Below are 15,213 nucleotides of genomic sequence, written 5' to 3'. Positions count from 1 at the left end.
GAAGACGCATATTATATTTTGTCTACACGTACCCAGCTCATACCCGCAGCAATCGCTCCCTGAACGCCTGGATCACCGTCCTCAAAAACAAGACAATCCGCAGGAGCAACATCAAGTTGTTCAGCGGCTAAAAGGAAGGGTTGCGGGGAAGGTTTTCCTTCTGGTGTGTCGCCCGCACATACTAATGTTTCGAATTTTCCGGTTACGTTGATAACCTCTAAAGTAACGTTTAAGGTCGAACGTGACCCACCTGAAACAAGTCCAATTTTCTTTTTTCCTACGTTTTCCAGAAGATGTTGTAGCACGTAGTCCAATGGTTTAGTCTGGCGGATAAACTGCTCCATGAAAATGCGGGATTTTGTCCGGGCAAAATCTAAAGTATCTATATCCCGCTGGTATCGTTTGCCAATTTCTGCTGCAACGTCTACCGTTGGCCAGCCTGCCAGTTCCTCCACAATATGGTCATCCAACTCAATTCCGTAGGCTGCAGCGGCAGCTACATAAGCAGCTTTATGCGCTGGCATGTTATCGGCAAGCGTGCCGTCTACATCGTATAATAACGCTTTAAATGGTTTGGATTTTTCCTGTAAGATGTTAAATTTTTTCTGTGATTCAGCATTCATGCCGCAAAATTACGATTTTCTTCTCGCTTTCTCTTTTACTATTAGACTTAATTCGCGGCTTGTCTGGCCACCTACGGAAGTATTTTCCTGCGCGCGACGGAATAAATATGGCATAACGGCTTTTACTGGTCCGTAAGGCATATATTTAGCGACGTGAAAACCCGCGTCTGCTAAATTGAATGATAAATTATCAGACATACCTAATAATTGAGCGAAGAAAATATGATCGTTGGCCGGAGAGATTCCGCGTAAGGCCATTTCGTCTGTCAACAATCTAGCGCTCTCTTCATTATGCGTGCCGGCCATCAAGCCGATACGGTTAATGTGGTTTAGACAAAATCGGATCGATTCATTATAATCCCGATCGCTTGCTTCTTTATTGGGTTGGATAGGTGAAGGGTAGCCATGTTCGGTCGCACGATCGCGTTCTATTTCCATATAAGCACCTCGTACAATTTTGGCACCCAAATAAAAGTTTTGGGTCTGTGCATACGCGAAATCAGCCTGTAGGGAGGCGAATTTATCATGGCGGTACAATTGATATGTGTTATATACGATGACACGCTCTTTATTGTATTTCTCCATCATTTCCCGAGCAAAGTCATCGATAGTATCTTGTATCCAAGAATGCTCGGCGTCTATCAACACCCGTATATCCGCTTTATAACAAGCGCCGCAAATAGCATCTATACGCTCATAAACGCGTGCAAACTCCATTTTCTCCTGATCAGAAAGTGGCTGTTTTGCATCCACTTTGGCAAATAGATCAAATCTTCCCAAGCCTGTAGGTTTGAAAACACAAAATGATATGAGTTTATTTTTTTGTGCATAAGCTACCGTACGTAAAATTTCAGCACAAGTGTGGTTAAAGCTCTCTTCCGATTCTTCTCCTTCTACCGAGTAATCCAAGATGGTAGTTACCTTGGCTTGCCCCAGTTCGGCAATAGCGGGCTCACACCCTTCGATGGATTCTCCACCACAAAACTGTTTGTAGATCGTGTTGCGGATAATACCTTGGATGGGTAACCCTATTTTTAAAGCAAAGTTTGTAAGAGGCGTGCCAATTTTGATAAGGGTATTGCTGGCTACTATTTTAAAAAGCCAGTACGCTTTTTCCAAATCTTCATCGGATTTATTCCGAAAAGCAATTTCCGTGTTGTTAAAATCCAGTTTAGCCAAATGATGCACAGATATCATACGTGTAAAATAATAACGGTCAAAATTAAATATTTATTTTCATCTCTTTATATCTTTTCGATAGCCGATAAGCCTTTTATGTTTAACAGGAATTATCCTTTTTTTTACGGATATTATTGATCACTTGATTTGCGATCCCGTATCTTTACAAAACCATTAAAATAATAATAGAGAAGCGTTATGCAAACATTTTCATTAAAGGGAGAATATATTCAGTTAATCCAGCTATTAAAAGCGATGAATTGGGTCGAACACGGTGCGATGGCACAGTTTGTTGTGGAAGAAGGATTGGTTAAATATAACGGTCAGGTAGATTTTAGAAAAAGATTAAAAGTAAAAGTAGGAGACATCATTGAATTTGATGGACAGCAAGTAAAAATTGTGTAATTTAGTGCTTTCATATTTCAAACAGCACAATACATGACAAAACAGATCGCCAGTCTTGGTTATACGGTATTCTTCGAAAACAATCTCGAATCTTTAGCCACATTTATTACTTCACGCAACTATTCCCAAATTTTGGTGTTGGTGGATAGAAATACCAATGATCATTGTTTACCGATACTACAATCCGCTCTTTCCGAGATAACGGATTACGATATTATTGAAGTCGATCCGGGAGAAGAAAACAAAAATATTGATTTCTGTATTGGTGTTTGGAAAACTATGCTCGATTTTGGAGCTGATCGAAAAGCGTTAATGATCAATTTGGGTGGTGGAGTAGTGACGGATATGGGAGGGTTTGCAGCCTCTACTTATAAAAGAGGTATTGATTTTATTCAGATTCCGACAACCCTACTATCACAGGTCGACGCCTCGGTGGGTGGAAAAACGGGGATAGATCTAGACAACGTAAAAAATATCATTGGTACGTTTACGCAGCCCCAAGCAGTTTTTATCAGCGGACAGTTTTTGGATACGTTGGATGAACGTCAAATGCGCTCAGGTTTTGCAGAGGTTATTAAACATGGTTTAATTTATGATAGAGAGTTGTTCTTCAGAACGAAAGATGTTGATTTGAATAGTGATGGTTTAGATGATATTGTTTTTCGTTCCGTGGAAATAAAAAATGACGTGATTACACAAGATCCAACCGAAAAGGGCCTTCGAAAAATCTTAAACTTCGGCCACACCATCGGACATGCTGTGGAAGGGTATTCTTTGATACACGATGCCGATCCGCTGTTACACGGCGAAGCTATTGCATTGGGCATGATTTGTGAAGCTTACATTGCGCATAAAATAAATGGCCTTTCCACAACGGATTTGTCGGAAATAATGGCTGCGTTCGATAACCGTTTCGTACGGTACGCCTTTTCGGAAGAAATATATCCGGAACTTATAGCCTTGATGCAAAATGATAAAAAGAACGACGGAAAAAAACTGGGATTTGCTCTACTGTCTGAAATCGGAAAATGCGATTACGATAGGTATGTAAAAGAAGAGCTGATTATGGAAAGTCTAGATTTTTACAGAAATAAAAATACATAATGAAACATCTTTTACTCTTTATAAACCTGCTCTTCTTCGGCCAGATATTTACGGCTTATAGTCAGGAACGGGTATTGGTCTTTACCAAAACAACAGGCTTTAGGCATAAAAGTATTCCCAAAGGGGTAGAAACGGTAAAAAGAATACTGCAATCGGAAGATATCGCAGCCGTACATACCGAAGATGCCCGCTATTTTTGTGCGGATAGTTTAAGCCAATTCGGTGCTGTCATTTTCTTAAGCACCACCGGAAATATATTTAATGACGAGCAGAAAGCTGCCTTTCAGCACTTCATACGCTCCGGCAATGGATTTGTCGGTATACATGCTGCATCTGATACGGAGTTTGAGTGGCCCTGGTACGGCGAATTGGTAGGAGGCTATTTTACGCAACATCCGCCGGTGCAAGAAGCTAAAATAGATGTTGTTGATCGTAAGCACTTGGCAACGAAACACCTACAAAAGGTTTGGTGGCATAAAGATGAATGGTATGATTTTAGAGATATACAGCCTGGATTACATATCCTGATGACCCTCGATGAGCGAACCTACAAGGGCGGAACGATGGGGAAATTTCATCCGATAGCCTGGTTTCGGGAGTTCGACGGTGGACGTACATTCTATACGGGGCTTGGGCATACGGATGAGTCTTTCGACGAGATTCCTTTTCAACAGCATATTGTCGGTGGTATCAAGTATGTGTTAAGGCGTTAGGTATAGTTGACTTCTCGTTTATGAATAAATTGCTGTTTTCTATATTTGTTTTATTCCTTTCTGCTTATCAAGCAAGATCACAAGATATAGGTTTAATTCAGAGATCGTTAGAGCAATCACCTATATTAAAAAATCATTTCTTTGGCTTTAGTCTTTATGATGTGGAGGAGCATCAATTCCTCTTGGGATTGAATGAAGATAAATATTTTACGCCGGCATCCAATGCCAAAATATTCACATTATTTACAGTCCTTAAAAATATTGGAGATTCCATTCCTGCGTTACAGTATACAGAAAAGGGAGATTCTTTGTTATTCTGGGGAACAGGTGATCCCACCTTTCTACATCCGAAGTTGGATGCAGGTACAGTCTATAATTTTTTAAAAGCGACAGATAAGAAGTTATTTTACGTAGGAAGCATATCAACAGAAGAGCCTTTTTATCGCCTGGGATGGGCTATGGAAGATTATGAGGAATACTATCAGCCAGAGATAACACCATTTCCTATTTACGGCAATGTCGTGACCTTTGGGAGTATTCGGAACAGGTTGACCGTTTTTCCTGTACATTTCCAATTTGGTGTGGCTACAGACGAGACCATCGGGAAACCAGACCGATTCCGGATCCATCGAAAATTTGCGGAAAACACCTTTTTGATCAATAACGCAAGAATTCCGAATAACTACGTAAACCAGAAACCTTTTAAATATTCTGATGAGCTATTTATACAGCTTCTGCAGGATACGCTACAGAAACAAGTAGAATTAATTCAATACCCTAAGCCCACAGAAGTGAATACTTTATATTCTGTTACTACACGTGATGTACTACGGGAGATGATGTTGGTCAGTGATAATTTTTTAGCGGAGCAGCTGATGATGGTTGCAGCGATGAATAGATATGGTGATTTTCATACCGCTCGGTTAAGAAAAGATATGGAGGCCGCACATTATGCTTTTTTTACAGATAAGATAGACTTATACGATGGCAGTGGTTTATCACCTTATAATAAAGTTACGGCGAGGAGTTTGGTGGAACTGTTGTTGATGATAGCACAAGAGATTCCGGAAGCAAATGCACTTCATTATTTGTTTGCTGCGGGAGGCTTAGAAGGTACGTTAAAAGCGACTTATCAGCTGGATAGTGGGATCCCGTTTGTTTGGGCAAAAACAGGCACCCTAAAAAGTGTATATTGTCAAAGCGGATATATCCGGACCCGTAGTGGACGAAATCTTGTGTTTTCTTTTCTCCATAACAATTTCGTGGGTTCAGCGAAACCGGTGCGTAAGGAAGTCGCACGTATCATGACTTTTATCTGGGAATATTTTTAATGAATTATTAAAATCTGTTATATTCGCTTCACAAATGCGTGTTATTGAAAAAAACAACAAACGCTTAATTCGTTCCTGGTCGATGTTTGACTGGGCGAACTCTGCTTATAATCTGGTCATTACATCGACCATTTTTCCAGCTTATTACACGGCGATTACGCAGACTGCGGAAAAAGGCGATGTTGTCAGTTTTTTCGGATTCGAGGTCGTTAATACTGCTCTCTCTAACTTTGCGTTGGCTTTTTCTTATCTCTTCATGGCTTTTGTATTGCCGTTTCTTTCGTCTTATGCCGATGTGCAGGGAAAAAAGAAAAGCATGATGATGTTCTTTACCTATTTTGGCGCGGTAGCTTGTATGGGGCTTTTCTTTTTTCGGCTAGAAACATTAGAAATGAGCGTAATATTATTCGGATTGGCCGCTATGGGCTATATCGGAGGTGTATTATTTAACAATTCCTATTTACCCGAAATAGCTACGGTAGATAAGCAGGACAGCGTGAGTGCACAAGGTTTTGCCTATGGTTACGTAGGCTGCGTTACCCTCCAGCTTATTTGTTTGGTGTTTATTTTAAAACCAGAATGGTTCGGTATTATCGATGCCTCGTTTGGACCGCGGTTATCCTTTTTGTTGGTCGGTGTGTGGTGGGCTAGTTTTTCGATCATTCCGTTTTTTGCACTTCCGAACAACCAAAAATCAGTGATACGGGCCTCCAAAAAAGTATTCCGTACGGTTATTATAGAATACCGTATCGTATTACGCCGTATACAGAAGATGGAACGTATTCGTCGATTTTTACCGGCTTACTTTTTTTATTCTGCCGGGGTGCAAACTGTGATGATTGTAGCGGCTGCATTTGGCGCCAAAGAGCTTCAACTCGAGAGCTCTAAACTCATTATAACCATACTGTTAATTCAGCTGGTTGCCATATTCGGTGCTTTTTTGATGTCCAAGCTTTCTGCAAAGTTCGGTAATATTAAGATTTTGATCGTCGTCGTATTGGTGTGGATAGGTGTGTGTGTATCCGCATTCTTCATAAAAACAGAAACAGCATTTTACGTTTTAGCGTGTCTGGTTGGATTAGTGATGGGCGGTATTCAATCGCTCTCCCGCTCTACCTATTCTAAATTCCTTCCCGAAAACATCAAGGATACGACATCCTTTTTTAGCTTTTATGATATCACCGAAAAATTAGCTATTGTATTAGGGTTATTTTCTTTTGGGTTGATAGAACAGTTCACCCACAACATACGTTACTCCGCACTGTTTCTTTCTGTATTTTTTATCATTGGATGTGGTTTACTCTTTCGCTTACTGCGATTTAATAAGGCAATGACGTCATGAAAGTAGAACTATTTATACCCTGTTTCATAGATCAGATTTATCCGGAAACGGCCTTTAGCACGGTGAAGCTGTTGCAAAAAGCAGGTTGCGAAGTTATCTATAATCCGAAACAAACCTGCTGCGGGCAACCGGCGTATCATGCGGGCTTCTGGGATGAGGCCAAGAAAATCGGTCTTAAATTTCTGCGTGATTTTTCGGAAGATCATTATATCGTGTCGCCGTCGGCCTCTTGTACCGAGATGATAAAAAATGGATATGATGATTTGTTTACCAATTCTACGGTTCATAACCGCTGTCGCAATATCCAATCAAACATCTACGAATTGACCGATTTTTTGGTAAATGTGCTTAAAAAAGATTATTTTGGAGCAGAATTAGTGGGTACGGCGATCTATCATGACTCCTGTGCCGCGTTAGGGGAATATAAAATGAAAGAAGAACCCCGACAGCTATTAGCGCAAGTGGGCGGTCTTGAGATTGTTTCTATGCATGAGCAAGACGCATGTTATGGGTTTGGTGGCACTTTTTCTGTGAAATTTGAAGGCATATCGGCGGCGATTGCTGAACAAAAAGTACAAAAGGCCATGGCCGTTAAAGCTGACTATATTATTTCAACAGATAGTTCATGTTTATTTCAAATACAAGGATATATTGATAAACATCAACTCCCCATCAAGACCAAACATATCGCGGATGTATTAACCTCTGGGTGGGCAAATATTTAATAAAACCTATAAAAATCCAATGAACTCTAGAAGAACGTTTTTAAAAAACTTAGGATTGGCAACAGCAGGAGTGGTAATAGCTCCTTCGTTAGATGTGTTTGCCGCAAAAAAAGCATGGTTTGACATTTCGTTAGCGCAATGGTCTCTTCACAAAACACTATTTGCAGGAGATTTAAAGAATATTGATTTTCCGGAATTTGCCGCAAAAAAATGTGGTATCTACGGGGTGGAATATGTCAATCAGTTCTTTAAAGATAAAGCTAAAGATATGGCTTATTTGAAAGACTTGAACAATAGGGCTAAAGATAATGGTGTCAAAAATGTGTTGATCATGATCGATGGGGAAGGGAATCTAGGAGACGAAGATAATGCGAAGCGTTTACAAGCTGTTGACAATCATTATAAGTGGATCGATGCAGCAGCCTTTTTAGGATGTAAATCCATCCGCGTAAATGCAGCCGGAAAAGGTACGCCGGAAGAGGTGGCACAACGTGTCGTCGACAGCTTAGGCACATTAGCGGACTATGGTAAAAAAGCAAAAATTAACGTCATTGTAGAAAATCACGGCGGTATCTCTTCCCATGGTGATTGGTTGGCAGGCGTGTTGAAAGCAGTCGGTAAGAAAAACTGTGGAAGTTTACCTGATTTCGGTAATTTCTATGAATACGATCGCTATCAAGGTGTACAAGATCTAATGCCCTATGCGAAAGGAGTAAGTGCCAAGTCTCACGATTTTGACGCAAATGGTAACGAAACGGCTATTGACTATCACCGCATGATGCAAATTGTGAAAGAGGCTGGTTTTAAGGGATATGTGGGCATTGAGTATGAAGGTAGTAAACTTGCCGAATTAGACGGTATTCTCGCGACTAAAAAATTGCTGGAGCGATTTAAGACGTTGTAAATTCGGATTAACCCGTAATTGAATTTTTACAAAATATAAAATGGATATTACGGGAAAAACTAGAATTTTTATTTTCTTTGTAGCAAAGTTGCCAAAATCAATTAGGTGAATACCCCTGTTTGATTTTGGTTTTCATGACAATAACTTTAAAAGATGATTCAACAAAAAGAAGACGAAGTCCTGGTAAACCACCTCGCTAAGCAGGGCATTGACAACAAAATGGTAATGGGGCATCCCGCAAGTTTATTTGTGCTGTTTTTTACAGAAATGTGGGAGCGTTTTAGCTATTATGGAATGCGCGCCCTATTGACCGTGTTCCTCATTACAGAAATTGCCAAAGGTGGATGGGGATGGACAAATGCGGACGCTATGCAGCTTTATGCCTGGTATACCGGCTTAGTTTATCTTACACCGTTGATCGGAGGAATGATCGCGGATAAACTTACAGGATATCGTCAAGCTATTACGTTAGGCGCTTTGATTATGACCTTGGGTCATCTCTCGATGGCGTTTGAAACGTTTGGGACTAGTTTTTTTTACCTGGGTTTAGTCTTGATGATTCTGGGGAACGGTTTATTTAAACCGAATATTTCCTCTATGGTTGGTCAACTTTATCCAGACACCAGCTCGAAGAAAGATGCAGGTTATACCATTTTCTATATGGGGATTAATGCCGGTGCCTTTTTAGGGATGTTGCTATGTGGGTATATTGGCGAAAAAATAGGATGGCATTATGGCTTTGGTCTTGCCGGTGTATTTATGTTTTTTGGTATGTTGCAGTTCTTCTTTGCACAGAAGATCTTCGGTATCATTGGCGAAAAACCCAACAAAATACATCAACCAGACGAACATGTAGAGAAAGTGACAGACGAGGATACACCTAAGCATGTGGTACGCGATAGGCTGATTGTAGTAGCGGTATTGATGTTTGCTAGTTTATTTTTCTTTTTTGCATTTGAGCAGGCTGGTGGTTCGATGTCTATCTTTGCCAAAGATTATACACAACGTGTTTTAGAAGGAAATGCAGGGTTAACATTTAAATGGGTTGATGCGGCTTTAACGATTTTCCCGATTATGATCGTAACCTGGGTACTGTATAGCTTGGCAAAAAGAATCGCAGCTGCGTATCCGTTAACTATTTTCTTTACTGCGTTATCGTTTGCCATTATATGGGGACTGGGTATCTGGAAAGTATATCGCGAATTCAGTGCCGAACAAACCGAGGTGACCGTGTCCTGGTTCCAGATTCTAAACTCTTTCTTCATCATTACCTTAGCGTCTTCTTTCAGTAAAATGTGGGAGAAAGTATGGAATCCGTCCGGTCCGGTGAAATTTGCGATGGGATTGCTGTTAGTGGGGATTGGTTTTATAGCGCTAGCGTTTGGTGCGAGCAGTATTCCACAGGGAGCTACAACAGCTTCCGTCAGTATGATTTGGCTGATCCTTGCATATTTCTTCCACACCACAGGTGAACTTTGTTTATCGCCGGTAGGGCTATCTTATGTAAGCAAGCTCTCGCCGAAGAAATTAGCCGGACTACTATTTGGACTTTGGTTTACGGCCTCTGCTATAGCGAACTTTATTGCCGGTATGACGGGATCTTATATTGATAAAATCTCACAGACTTACTCCATGTCGGTATTCTTCTACATCATCGCTGCTATACCGATCGTGGTGGCCGTATTTTTATTGCTATTCAATCCGAAACTGAAGAAAATGATGCATGGTATTAATTAGCCTATAATTTACCCGTGGTAGACAGTCTAGTCATTATTCCGACATATAACGAAAAAGAGAATATAGCGAAAATCATCCGCAAGGTTTTTTCGCTTCCAATTCCTTTTGATATTCTGATTGTTGACGACGGATCACCGGACGGTACAGCTGCCATCGTCAAAACTATCCAACAGGAATATCCCGGCCGCTTGTTTATCGAGGAAAGGATAGGAAAGCTGGGTTTGGGAACAGCGTACATCCATGGATTTCGGTGGGCTTTGCAGCGCCATTACGGCTATATATACGAAATGGATGCGGATTTTAGCCACAATCCCGAGGATTTAATCCGTCTACGTCAGGCGTGTCTGGAGGGTGCAGATATGGCAATTGGCTCCCGTTACATAAAAGGCGTCAATGTGGTGAACTGGCCGATGAGCCGTGTGCTAATGTCGTATTTCGCATCCGCGTATGTGCGACTTATCACGCGTATACCGATCCAGGACGCTACAGCCGGTTTTGTCTGCTTTTCTCGGTCCGTCCTGGAAAAAATTCCATTGGACAATATTAAGTTTATCGGTTATGCTTTCCAGATTGAAATGAAGTTTACCGCCATCCAATATGGTTTCAAACTAGTAGAAGTGCCTATTATATTTACCGATCGCACCGAGGGAGTTTCTAAAATGAGTACGCGCATATTCAGAGAAGCATTTTTCGGGGTTATCCAGCTAAAAATAGAGAGTTGGTTTAAGAAATATAAATAGTTAACTTCGCGTATATATGAATGAATATCTTGATCCGAATCCAGAAAGACTAAATCCCATTGATAGGGATATAGAAAGGGCATTGCGTCCGCAGGTCTTCGAGGATTTCACGGGGCAGGAGAAAATTTTAGAAAACCTCTCTATTTTTGTCAGAGCTGCAAAACTGCGCAGCGAGGCATTGGATCATGTATTGTTACATGGCCCTCCTGGCTTGGGTAAGACCACGTTATCCCATATTATCGCGAATGAAATGGGCGTGAACATCAAAATCACATCCGGTCCGGTATTGGATAAGCCGGGGGATTTAGCGGGTTTACTAACGAATCTGGAAGAAGGTGATGTGTTGTTCATCGATGAAATTCACCGTTTAAGTCCGCTGGTCGAGGAATACTTGTATTCGGCGATGGAGGATTTCAAAATTGACATTATGTTGGAAACCGGGCCCAACGCCCGTTCCGTTCAGATTTCGTTGAATCCCTTTACGCTTATTGGTGCAACGACCCGATCTGGACTGTTAACAGCTCCGCTTCGCGCCCGTTTTGGAATTAACTCACGACTTCAATACTATGATGCTAAGCTATTGACTACAATTGTATTAAGGTCGGCTCATATCTTAAACACACCGATTACGGAAGAAGGTGCGTATGAGATTGCGCGACGAAGCCGGGGAACACCTCGTATTGCTAACGCCCTGTTGCGTCGAACGCGGGACTTCGCGCAGATTAAGGGCAACGGTTCCGTTGATAGAGCTATCGCGCAATATGCCCTGAATGCCCTGAATGTAGATGAAAATGGGCTGGACGAGATGGATAATCGGATTCTGACCACCATTATCGATAAATTCAAAGGTGGGCCTGTCGGACTGAAAACGATCGCTACAGCCGTAGGAGAAGATGAAGGAACGATAGAGGAAGTATATGAACCGTTTTTGATTCAAGAAGGTTACCTGATGCGTACATCCCGCGGTCGTGAATGTACCGAACTGGCGTTCAAACACCTGGGGAGAAACACCTTCCATCGAGGAAATACGTTATTTTAAGCTATTTTCTTCAATACCCTTTTTGCTCTGCTCGCTAATGCCGGAGTCGGATTTTTGAGCAAGTGATGAATCTGTTCTTTCAATTCTGTAGAGATCCAAGGATTGTTCTTCCGTAAATTACACAATATATCAAGACAATTAACGAGAACCGCCACCGGGCACTCCCGATGGATTAACCAATTAAATGCTTGTTCTATTAAAATTTCCTCCTGATCGCGGGTTTGCGGGACGGCTGTTTTAAAATCAGTAGCCAGCATCGCTATTTTCGTGTAGCTCCGTATGGTTCCCCAATGCATCTGCTTTGATAATCCGATAAGGAAAGTGTCATATAGGGGAGCAATGAGCGCAGGTTGTTGTATACAAACATGTTCGAGCAACCATGCCGCCCGAAAAGAAACTTGGTTGTCGGGATGGTAAGAATACGCCAGCAGGCTGGCTACGGTGAAACCCTGTATCTGGATAAAATCCAGATTAAATGATTTTGCCGGATATTGTCGGATATCGACTTTTAGAAATTGAACAAGTTGCGGCTCAAAATCCTTATTCTCCATAAAATTTAGGGTTAAAGTTAACCAAAAATAATTGTGTTGTGGCCCGGGTAATAGCGGTGTAAAGCCAACGTAAAAACTCCATATTGAGCATCTCGTCATTTAAATAACCCTGATCGACAAACACACAGGGCCATTGTCCACCTTGTGCTTTATGGCAGGTGATCGCGTAAGCAAACTTCATCTGTAAAGCATTATAATAAGGATCTTTTTTTATCGCCTCCAAGCGATCTTTTCTGGTCGGTATATCCTCATAGTCCAGTGCAATCGACTCATATAATTGCTGCTGTTGGTCGCGTGGCATATTGGGCGCATCTACGTGTAAACTATCGAGCAGAACACGGCATACTACGGGTTCCAGCTCGTCATCATCTATAAATTCCAGCGATACATCCGCGAAGCGGAAACCATGTTGATCGTGTATATTACTGACCTTCCGAACTTTCGCCAGATCGCCATTGGCGATGAACCCCGTGTTTTTCTCGTCATGTTGCTGAAGCCAATAGTAATTATTCCGTACGACCATCACCAAATCGCCTCCAGTAATTTCTTCGTCGCGAAAGAGAATCTGATTCCGGATATGCTGGTTATATAAATTGGCAGATTTATTGGACCGGCAGATCACGATGGTGTTTTCGATATCAAAATGGTCATAGCTATAGTGTAGTCCCTCCAATAGTCGATCACCGTTCATGCGAAAGATATCCGTAAACCCTTTGGTATGGAATTGTGGAAAAGGGAGTGCGCCCCCCTGATCTTCCCAATGGATATCGTTACGTACTTTGGTAGCATTATAAAGTATACCCGATGCTTTTTGCTGCCGTACAACCTCGCGAAGCTCATAATGAAAAACCCGTAAGTGGTAGTTCGCTTCGAGGTAATTCGGATCCAGAGCTGGGCTTTCCAACATGCCCACAGGTGGCAATTGTGCGGTGTCTCCAACAAATAAAAGACAGCAGTTTTCGCCTGATTGCACATAGCGAATCAAATCATCCAGTAAACTTCGGGAAAAGAATTGCTCGCCGGCATCCGAAATCATAGAAGACTCATCTACAATAAACAAGGTGTTTTCATGTAGATTTTCCGCTAAGGTAAAATCCATATCGAGTGTAGCGGCAGATTTTTTACGGTATATCTTTTTATGGATAGTAAATGCTTTTCTCCCAGAATAGTGCCGCATAACCTTTGCGGCCCGCCCGGTAGGCGCCAGTAAAACGGACTTTTTCTGAAGTGTCGGCAAAATCTTCACCAATGCGCTTATAATCGTGGTCTTTCCGGTGCCGGCATAACCCTTTAACAGAAAGCACGTGCTTGGCTGAAATGTCGTTAAGAACTCATCTAAAAGCAAAAACGATTCCTGCTGTTGCGAGGTAGGTTGCCATACAAACTGTTGGGTAAGCAGGTTCTGAATATACATAATCAAAGTTATGCAAAAGGTTGGTCATATCGATTGGAAAAGCTAATTTTGTTGAGGGACTTCAACAACCCAGCGTATGAAATATACATCAAAGAATTTCCACTTACATTATATACCACAGTATAAGCTGTTCGTAAAGGCAGATTTTTTAGAAGATACATTAATCGTTGTCGATGAATCTGGTCAGGTTCAGGCAATGTTCCGTTATCCCGCAAATGAACCCGACACGGAGGCCATTAAGTTATTGGGATTACCGTTTCAGTATGTGTTCATCAGTTTACCGGTGCAAAGTTTAGTGTTTATTCCCGCTGAGGTGTATCAATCGGAAAACCACCCGTTATATCAGGAGTTTTTACTGGATGACCACGTTGACCGCACACAAATTCATAGCTTGGATAACCTAGCCATCACCGCTTGTTATCAATATGATATGCTCTTGCACAATCGCTGGCGTGCTATCTTTCCCCATGCAAAATTTGTGGCTGATTTTCAGCTCCTTTTAGACGAGGTACAATCTTATATCCCCATGCAGGGCGAGGTATTGGGTGCACATTTCAATAATACGCAGGTCGAACTGTTTGCTTTCAAAAATGGTAAATTCCTGTTTTATAATGTGCTCGATATACAGCATGTAGACGATTTAAATTATTTTGTACTGACTACGTGTCAGGCTTTTGATTTACATATTAAACTGCATAAGATATTGATTTCCGGCATTAATGCCCAGCATGCTTATAGCACGGCACTTACCCACTTTGCCCATCGTGTAGAGTTTATCCAAGGCCGGACAGATTTGCATGCCGATGATGAGGGTGTACAGCAAGAAGTCGGCAAGTTGAACTTCATAGCAGATGCTCCCTTATGCGTATCATAGGCGGAAAATATGGCGGACTTCGATTATCTCCACCAAGCAACTTACCTGTTCGCCCGACAACGGATATCGCCAAAGAGGCACTGTTCAATATATTGGATAATCGGATCGCAATAGATGAATGCGATTGCCTTGATCTTTTCGCCGGAACGGGCAATATCAGTTTTGAATTGGCTTCGCGGGGAGCGCTTTCGGTAGAGGCTGTAGACATTCACTTTAAATGTTTGCAGTTTATTAAGGATACCACGAAGAAACTGCATATCGAGGTTATTCGCACCCGTAAAGCGGATGTCCTGAAGTTTATCGCGGCGTGTAAAAGTCAATATGATTTCATTTTTGCCGATCCACCGTACGATCTACCATCTTTACCGCAATTGGCAAGCCTGATGCTTGAAAAAGGCTTATTGAAGCCGGGGGGAATGATGGTGGTTGAACATCCTTCTACACGAAAAATGGATGAATCGTCGTTTTATATAGAAACAAGGAAGTATGGCTATTCTTCGTTTAGCTTTTATAAATTGGATTCGTAAACCTT

The 15,213-nt window shown here is 41.6% G+C and carries 16 protein-coding genes; 12 read left to right on the top strand and 4 right to left on the bottom strand.

The genetic code is table 11. The features are described from left to right. Positions 1-11 precede the first annotated feature (11 nt). Together EWE74_RS04005 and EWE74_RS04000 are read right to left on the bottom strand one after the other, a co-directional pair. Positions 12-623 carry an HAD family hydrolase gene (locus EWE74_RS04005; protein WP_130140220.1) on the bottom strand — a complete coding sequence of 204 codons (612 nt, stop codon included), beginning with the start codon at positions 621-623 and terminating at the stop codon, positions 12-14. 9 nt (positions 624-632) lie between these two features. Beyond that, complete coding sequence (locus EWE74_RS04000) at positions 633-1,820, bottom strand: proline dehydrogenase family protein (protein ID WP_130140219.1); 1,188 nt, start codon at positions 1,818-1,820, stop codon at positions 633-635. Between the two features lie 180 nt (positions 1,821-2,000). Between EWE74_RS04000 and EWE74_RS03995 the strand changes: the two genes are divergently transcribed. The 10 genes from EWE74_RS03995 to ruvB all read left to right on the top strand — a co-directional run bounded on the left by EWE74_RS03995 (position 2,001) and on the right by ruvB (position 11,842). Next, positions 2,001-2,207 carry an RNA-binding S4 domain-containing protein gene (locus EWE74_RS03995; protein WP_130140218.1) on the top strand — a complete coding sequence of 69 codons (207 nt, stop codon included), beginning with the start codon at positions 2,001-2,003 and terminating at the stop codon, positions 2,205-2,207. Positions 2,208-2,240: 33 nt separating this feature from the next. After that, positions 2,241-3,311 (top strand): 3-dehydroquinate synthase, encoded by a 1,071-nt coding sequence (gene aroB, locus EWE74_RS03990; protein WP_130140217.1) that lies wholly within the window; start codon positions 2,241-2,243, stop codon positions 3,309-3,311. Next, positions 3,311-4,024 carry a ThuA domain-containing protein gene (locus EWE74_RS03985; protein ID WP_130140216.1) on the top strand — a complete coding sequence of 238 codons (714 nt, stop codon included), beginning with the start codon at positions 3,311-3,313 and terminating at the stop codon, positions 4,022-4,024. The genes aroB and EWE74_RS03985 overlap by 1 nt, the downstream gene beginning before the upstream one ends. 20 nt (positions 4,025-4,044) lie before the next feature. Further along, positions 4,045-5,355 carry a D-alanyl-D-alanine carboxypeptidase/D-alanyl-D-alanine-endopeptidase gene (locus EWE74_RS03980; protein WP_130140215.1) on the top strand — a complete coding sequence of 437 codons (1,311 nt, stop codon included), beginning with the start codon at positions 4,045-4,047 and terminating at the stop codon, positions 5,353-5,355. Between the two features lie 34 nt (positions 5,356-5,389). Next, complete coding sequence (locus tag EWE74_RS03975) at positions 5,390-6,697, top strand: MFS transporter (protein ID WP_130140214.1); 1,308 nt, start codon at positions 5,390-5,392, stop codon at positions 6,695-6,697. Further along, the gene (locus tag EWE74_RS03970) at positions 6,694-7,422 is read left to right on the top strand and encodes a (Fe-S)-binding protein (protein ID WP_130140213.1); all 729 of its coding nucleotides are present in this window, start codon (positions 6,694-6,696) and stop codon (positions 7,420-7,422) included. The genes EWE74_RS03975 and EWE74_RS03970 overlap by 4 nt, the downstream gene beginning before the upstream one ends. Before the next feature lie 19 nt (positions 7,423-7,441). Continuing rightward, entirely contained in the window at positions 7,442-8,326 is an 885-nt protein-coding gene (locus tag EWE74_RS03965) for a sugar phosphate isomerase/epimerase family protein (RefSeq protein WP_130140212.1), read from the top strand. 153 nt (positions 8,327-8,479) lie between these two features. Then, positions 8,480-10,063: a peptide MFS transporter gene (locus EWE74_RS03960; protein ID WP_130140211.1), complete on the top strand. Its 1,584-nt coding sequence runs from the start codon at positions 8,480-8,482 to the stop codon at positions 10,061-10,063. Between the two features lie 14 nt (positions 10,064-10,077). Then, positions 10,078-10,803 (top strand): polyprenol monophosphomannose synthase, encoded by a 726-nt coding sequence (locus EWE74_RS03955; RefSeq protein ID WP_130140210.1) that lies wholly within the window; start codon positions 10,078-10,080, stop codon positions 10,801-10,803. Between the two features lie 16 nt (positions 10,804-10,819). Beyond that, on the top strand, positions 10,820-11,842 hold the full coding sequence (gene ruvB, locus EWE74_RS03950; RefSeq protein ID WP_130140209.1) for a Holliday junction branch migration DNA helicase RuvB: 1,023 nt from the start codon (positions 10,820-10,822) through the stop codon (positions 11,840-11,842). On the opposite strand, the gene EWE74_RS03945 is transcribed toward ruvB, so the two are convergent. Both EWE74_RS03945 and EWE74_RS03940 read right to left on the bottom strand, forming a co-directional pair. Then, on the bottom strand, positions 11,839-12,393 hold the full coding sequence (locus EWE74_RS03945; protein WP_130140208.1) for a hypothetical protein: 555 nt from the start codon (positions 12,391-12,393) through the stop codon (positions 11,839-11,841). The genes ruvB and EWE74_RS03945 overlap by 4 nt on opposite strands. Next, positions 12,383-13,807, bottom strand: a complete 1,425-nt coding sequence (locus EWE74_RS03940; protein ID WP_130140207.1) for an ATP-dependent DNA helicase — start codon at positions 13,805-13,807, stop codon at positions 12,383-12,385. Before EWE74_RS03940 ends, EWE74_RS03945 begins: the two co-directional genes overlap by 11 nt. 76 nt (positions 13,808-13,883) lie before the next feature. Between EWE74_RS03940 and EWE74_RS03935 the strand changes: the two genes are divergently transcribed. Continuing rightward, positions 13,884-14,681 (top strand): DUF3822 family protein, encoded by a 798-nt coding sequence (locus tag EWE74_RS03935; RefSeq protein WP_130140206.1) that lies wholly within the window; start codon positions 13,884-13,886, stop codon positions 14,679-14,681. Continuing rightward, positions 14,669-15,208: a 16S rRNA (guanine(966)-N(2))-methyltransferase RsmD gene (gene rsmD, locus EWE74_RS03930; protein ID WP_130140205.1), complete on the top strand. Its 540-nt coding sequence runs from the start codon at positions 14,669-14,671 to the stop codon at positions 15,206-15,208. The genes EWE74_RS03935 and rsmD overlap by 13 nt, the downstream gene beginning before the upstream one ends. Positions 15,209-15,213: the final 5 nt, after the last annotated feature.

The sequence above is a fragment of the Sphingobacterium corticibacterium genome (genome assembly GCF_004208525.1).
Classification (GTDB): Bacteria; Bacteroidota; Bacteroidia; order Sphingobacteriales; family Sphingobacteriaceae; genus Sphingobacterium; species Sphingobacterium corticibacterium.
Note: the sequence above shows the minus strand (reverse complement) of the source record. Positions and strands in the feature narration are given on the sequence as shown.

Bases quoted from the DNA above. Each gene is read 5' to 3' on its own strand.
- EWE74_RS04005 (WP_130140220.1), bottom strand. From the start codon at position 623: ATGAATGCTGAATCACAGAAAAAATTTAACATCTTACAGGAAAAATCC.
- EWE74_RS04000 (WP_130140219.1), bottom strand. From the start codon at position 1,820: ATGATATCTGTGCATCATTTGGCTAAACTGGATTTTAACAACACGGAA.
- EWE74_RS03995 (WP_130140218.1), top strand. From the start codon at position 2,001: ATGCAAACATTTTCATTAAAGGGAGAATATATTCAGTTAATCCAGCTA.
- aroB (WP_130140217.1), top strand. From the start codon at position 2,241: ATGACAAAACAGATCGCCAGTCTTGGTTATACGGTATTCTTCGAAAAC.
- EWE74_RS03985 (WP_130140216.1), top strand. From the start codon at position 3,311: ATGAAACATCTTTTACTCTTTATAAACCTGCTCTTCTTCGGCCAGATA.
- EWE74_RS03980 (WP_130140215.1), top strand. From the start codon at position 4,045: ATGAATAAATTGCTGTTTTCTATATTTGTTTTATTCCTTTCTGCTTAT.
- EWE74_RS03975 (WP_130140214.1), top strand. From the start codon at position 5,390: ATGCGTGTTATTGAAAAAAACAACAAACGCTTAATTCGTTCCTGGTCG.
- EWE74_RS03970 (WP_130140213.1), top strand. From the start codon at position 6,694: ATGAAAGTAGAACTATTTATACCCTGTTTCATAGATCAGATTTATCCG.
- EWE74_RS03965 (WP_130140212.1), top strand. From the start codon at position 7,442: ATGAACTCTAGAAGAACGTTTTTAAAAAACTTAGGATTGGCAACAGCA.
- EWE74_RS03960 (WP_130140211.1), top strand. From the start codon at position 8,480: ATGATTCAACAAAAAGAAGACGAAGTCCTGGTAAACCACCTCGCTAAG.
- ruvB (WP_130140209.1), top strand. From the start codon at position 10,820: ATGAATGAATATCTTGATCCGAATCCAGAAAGACTAAATCCCATTGAT.
- EWE74_RS03945 (WP_130140208.1), bottom strand. From the start codon at position 12,393: ATGGAGAATAAGGATTTTGAGCCGCAACTTGTTCAATTTCTAAAAGTC.
- EWE74_RS03940 (WP_130140207.1), bottom strand. From the start codon at position 13,807: ATGTATATTCAGAACCTGCTTACCCAACAGTTTGTATGGCAACCTACC.
- EWE74_RS03935 (WP_130140206.1), top strand. From the start codon at position 13,884: ATGAAATATACATCAAAGAATTTCCACTTACATTATATACCACAGTAT.
- rsmD (WP_130140205.1), top strand. From the start codon at position 14,669: ATGCGTATCATAGGCGGAAAATATGGCGGACTTCGATTATCTCCACCA.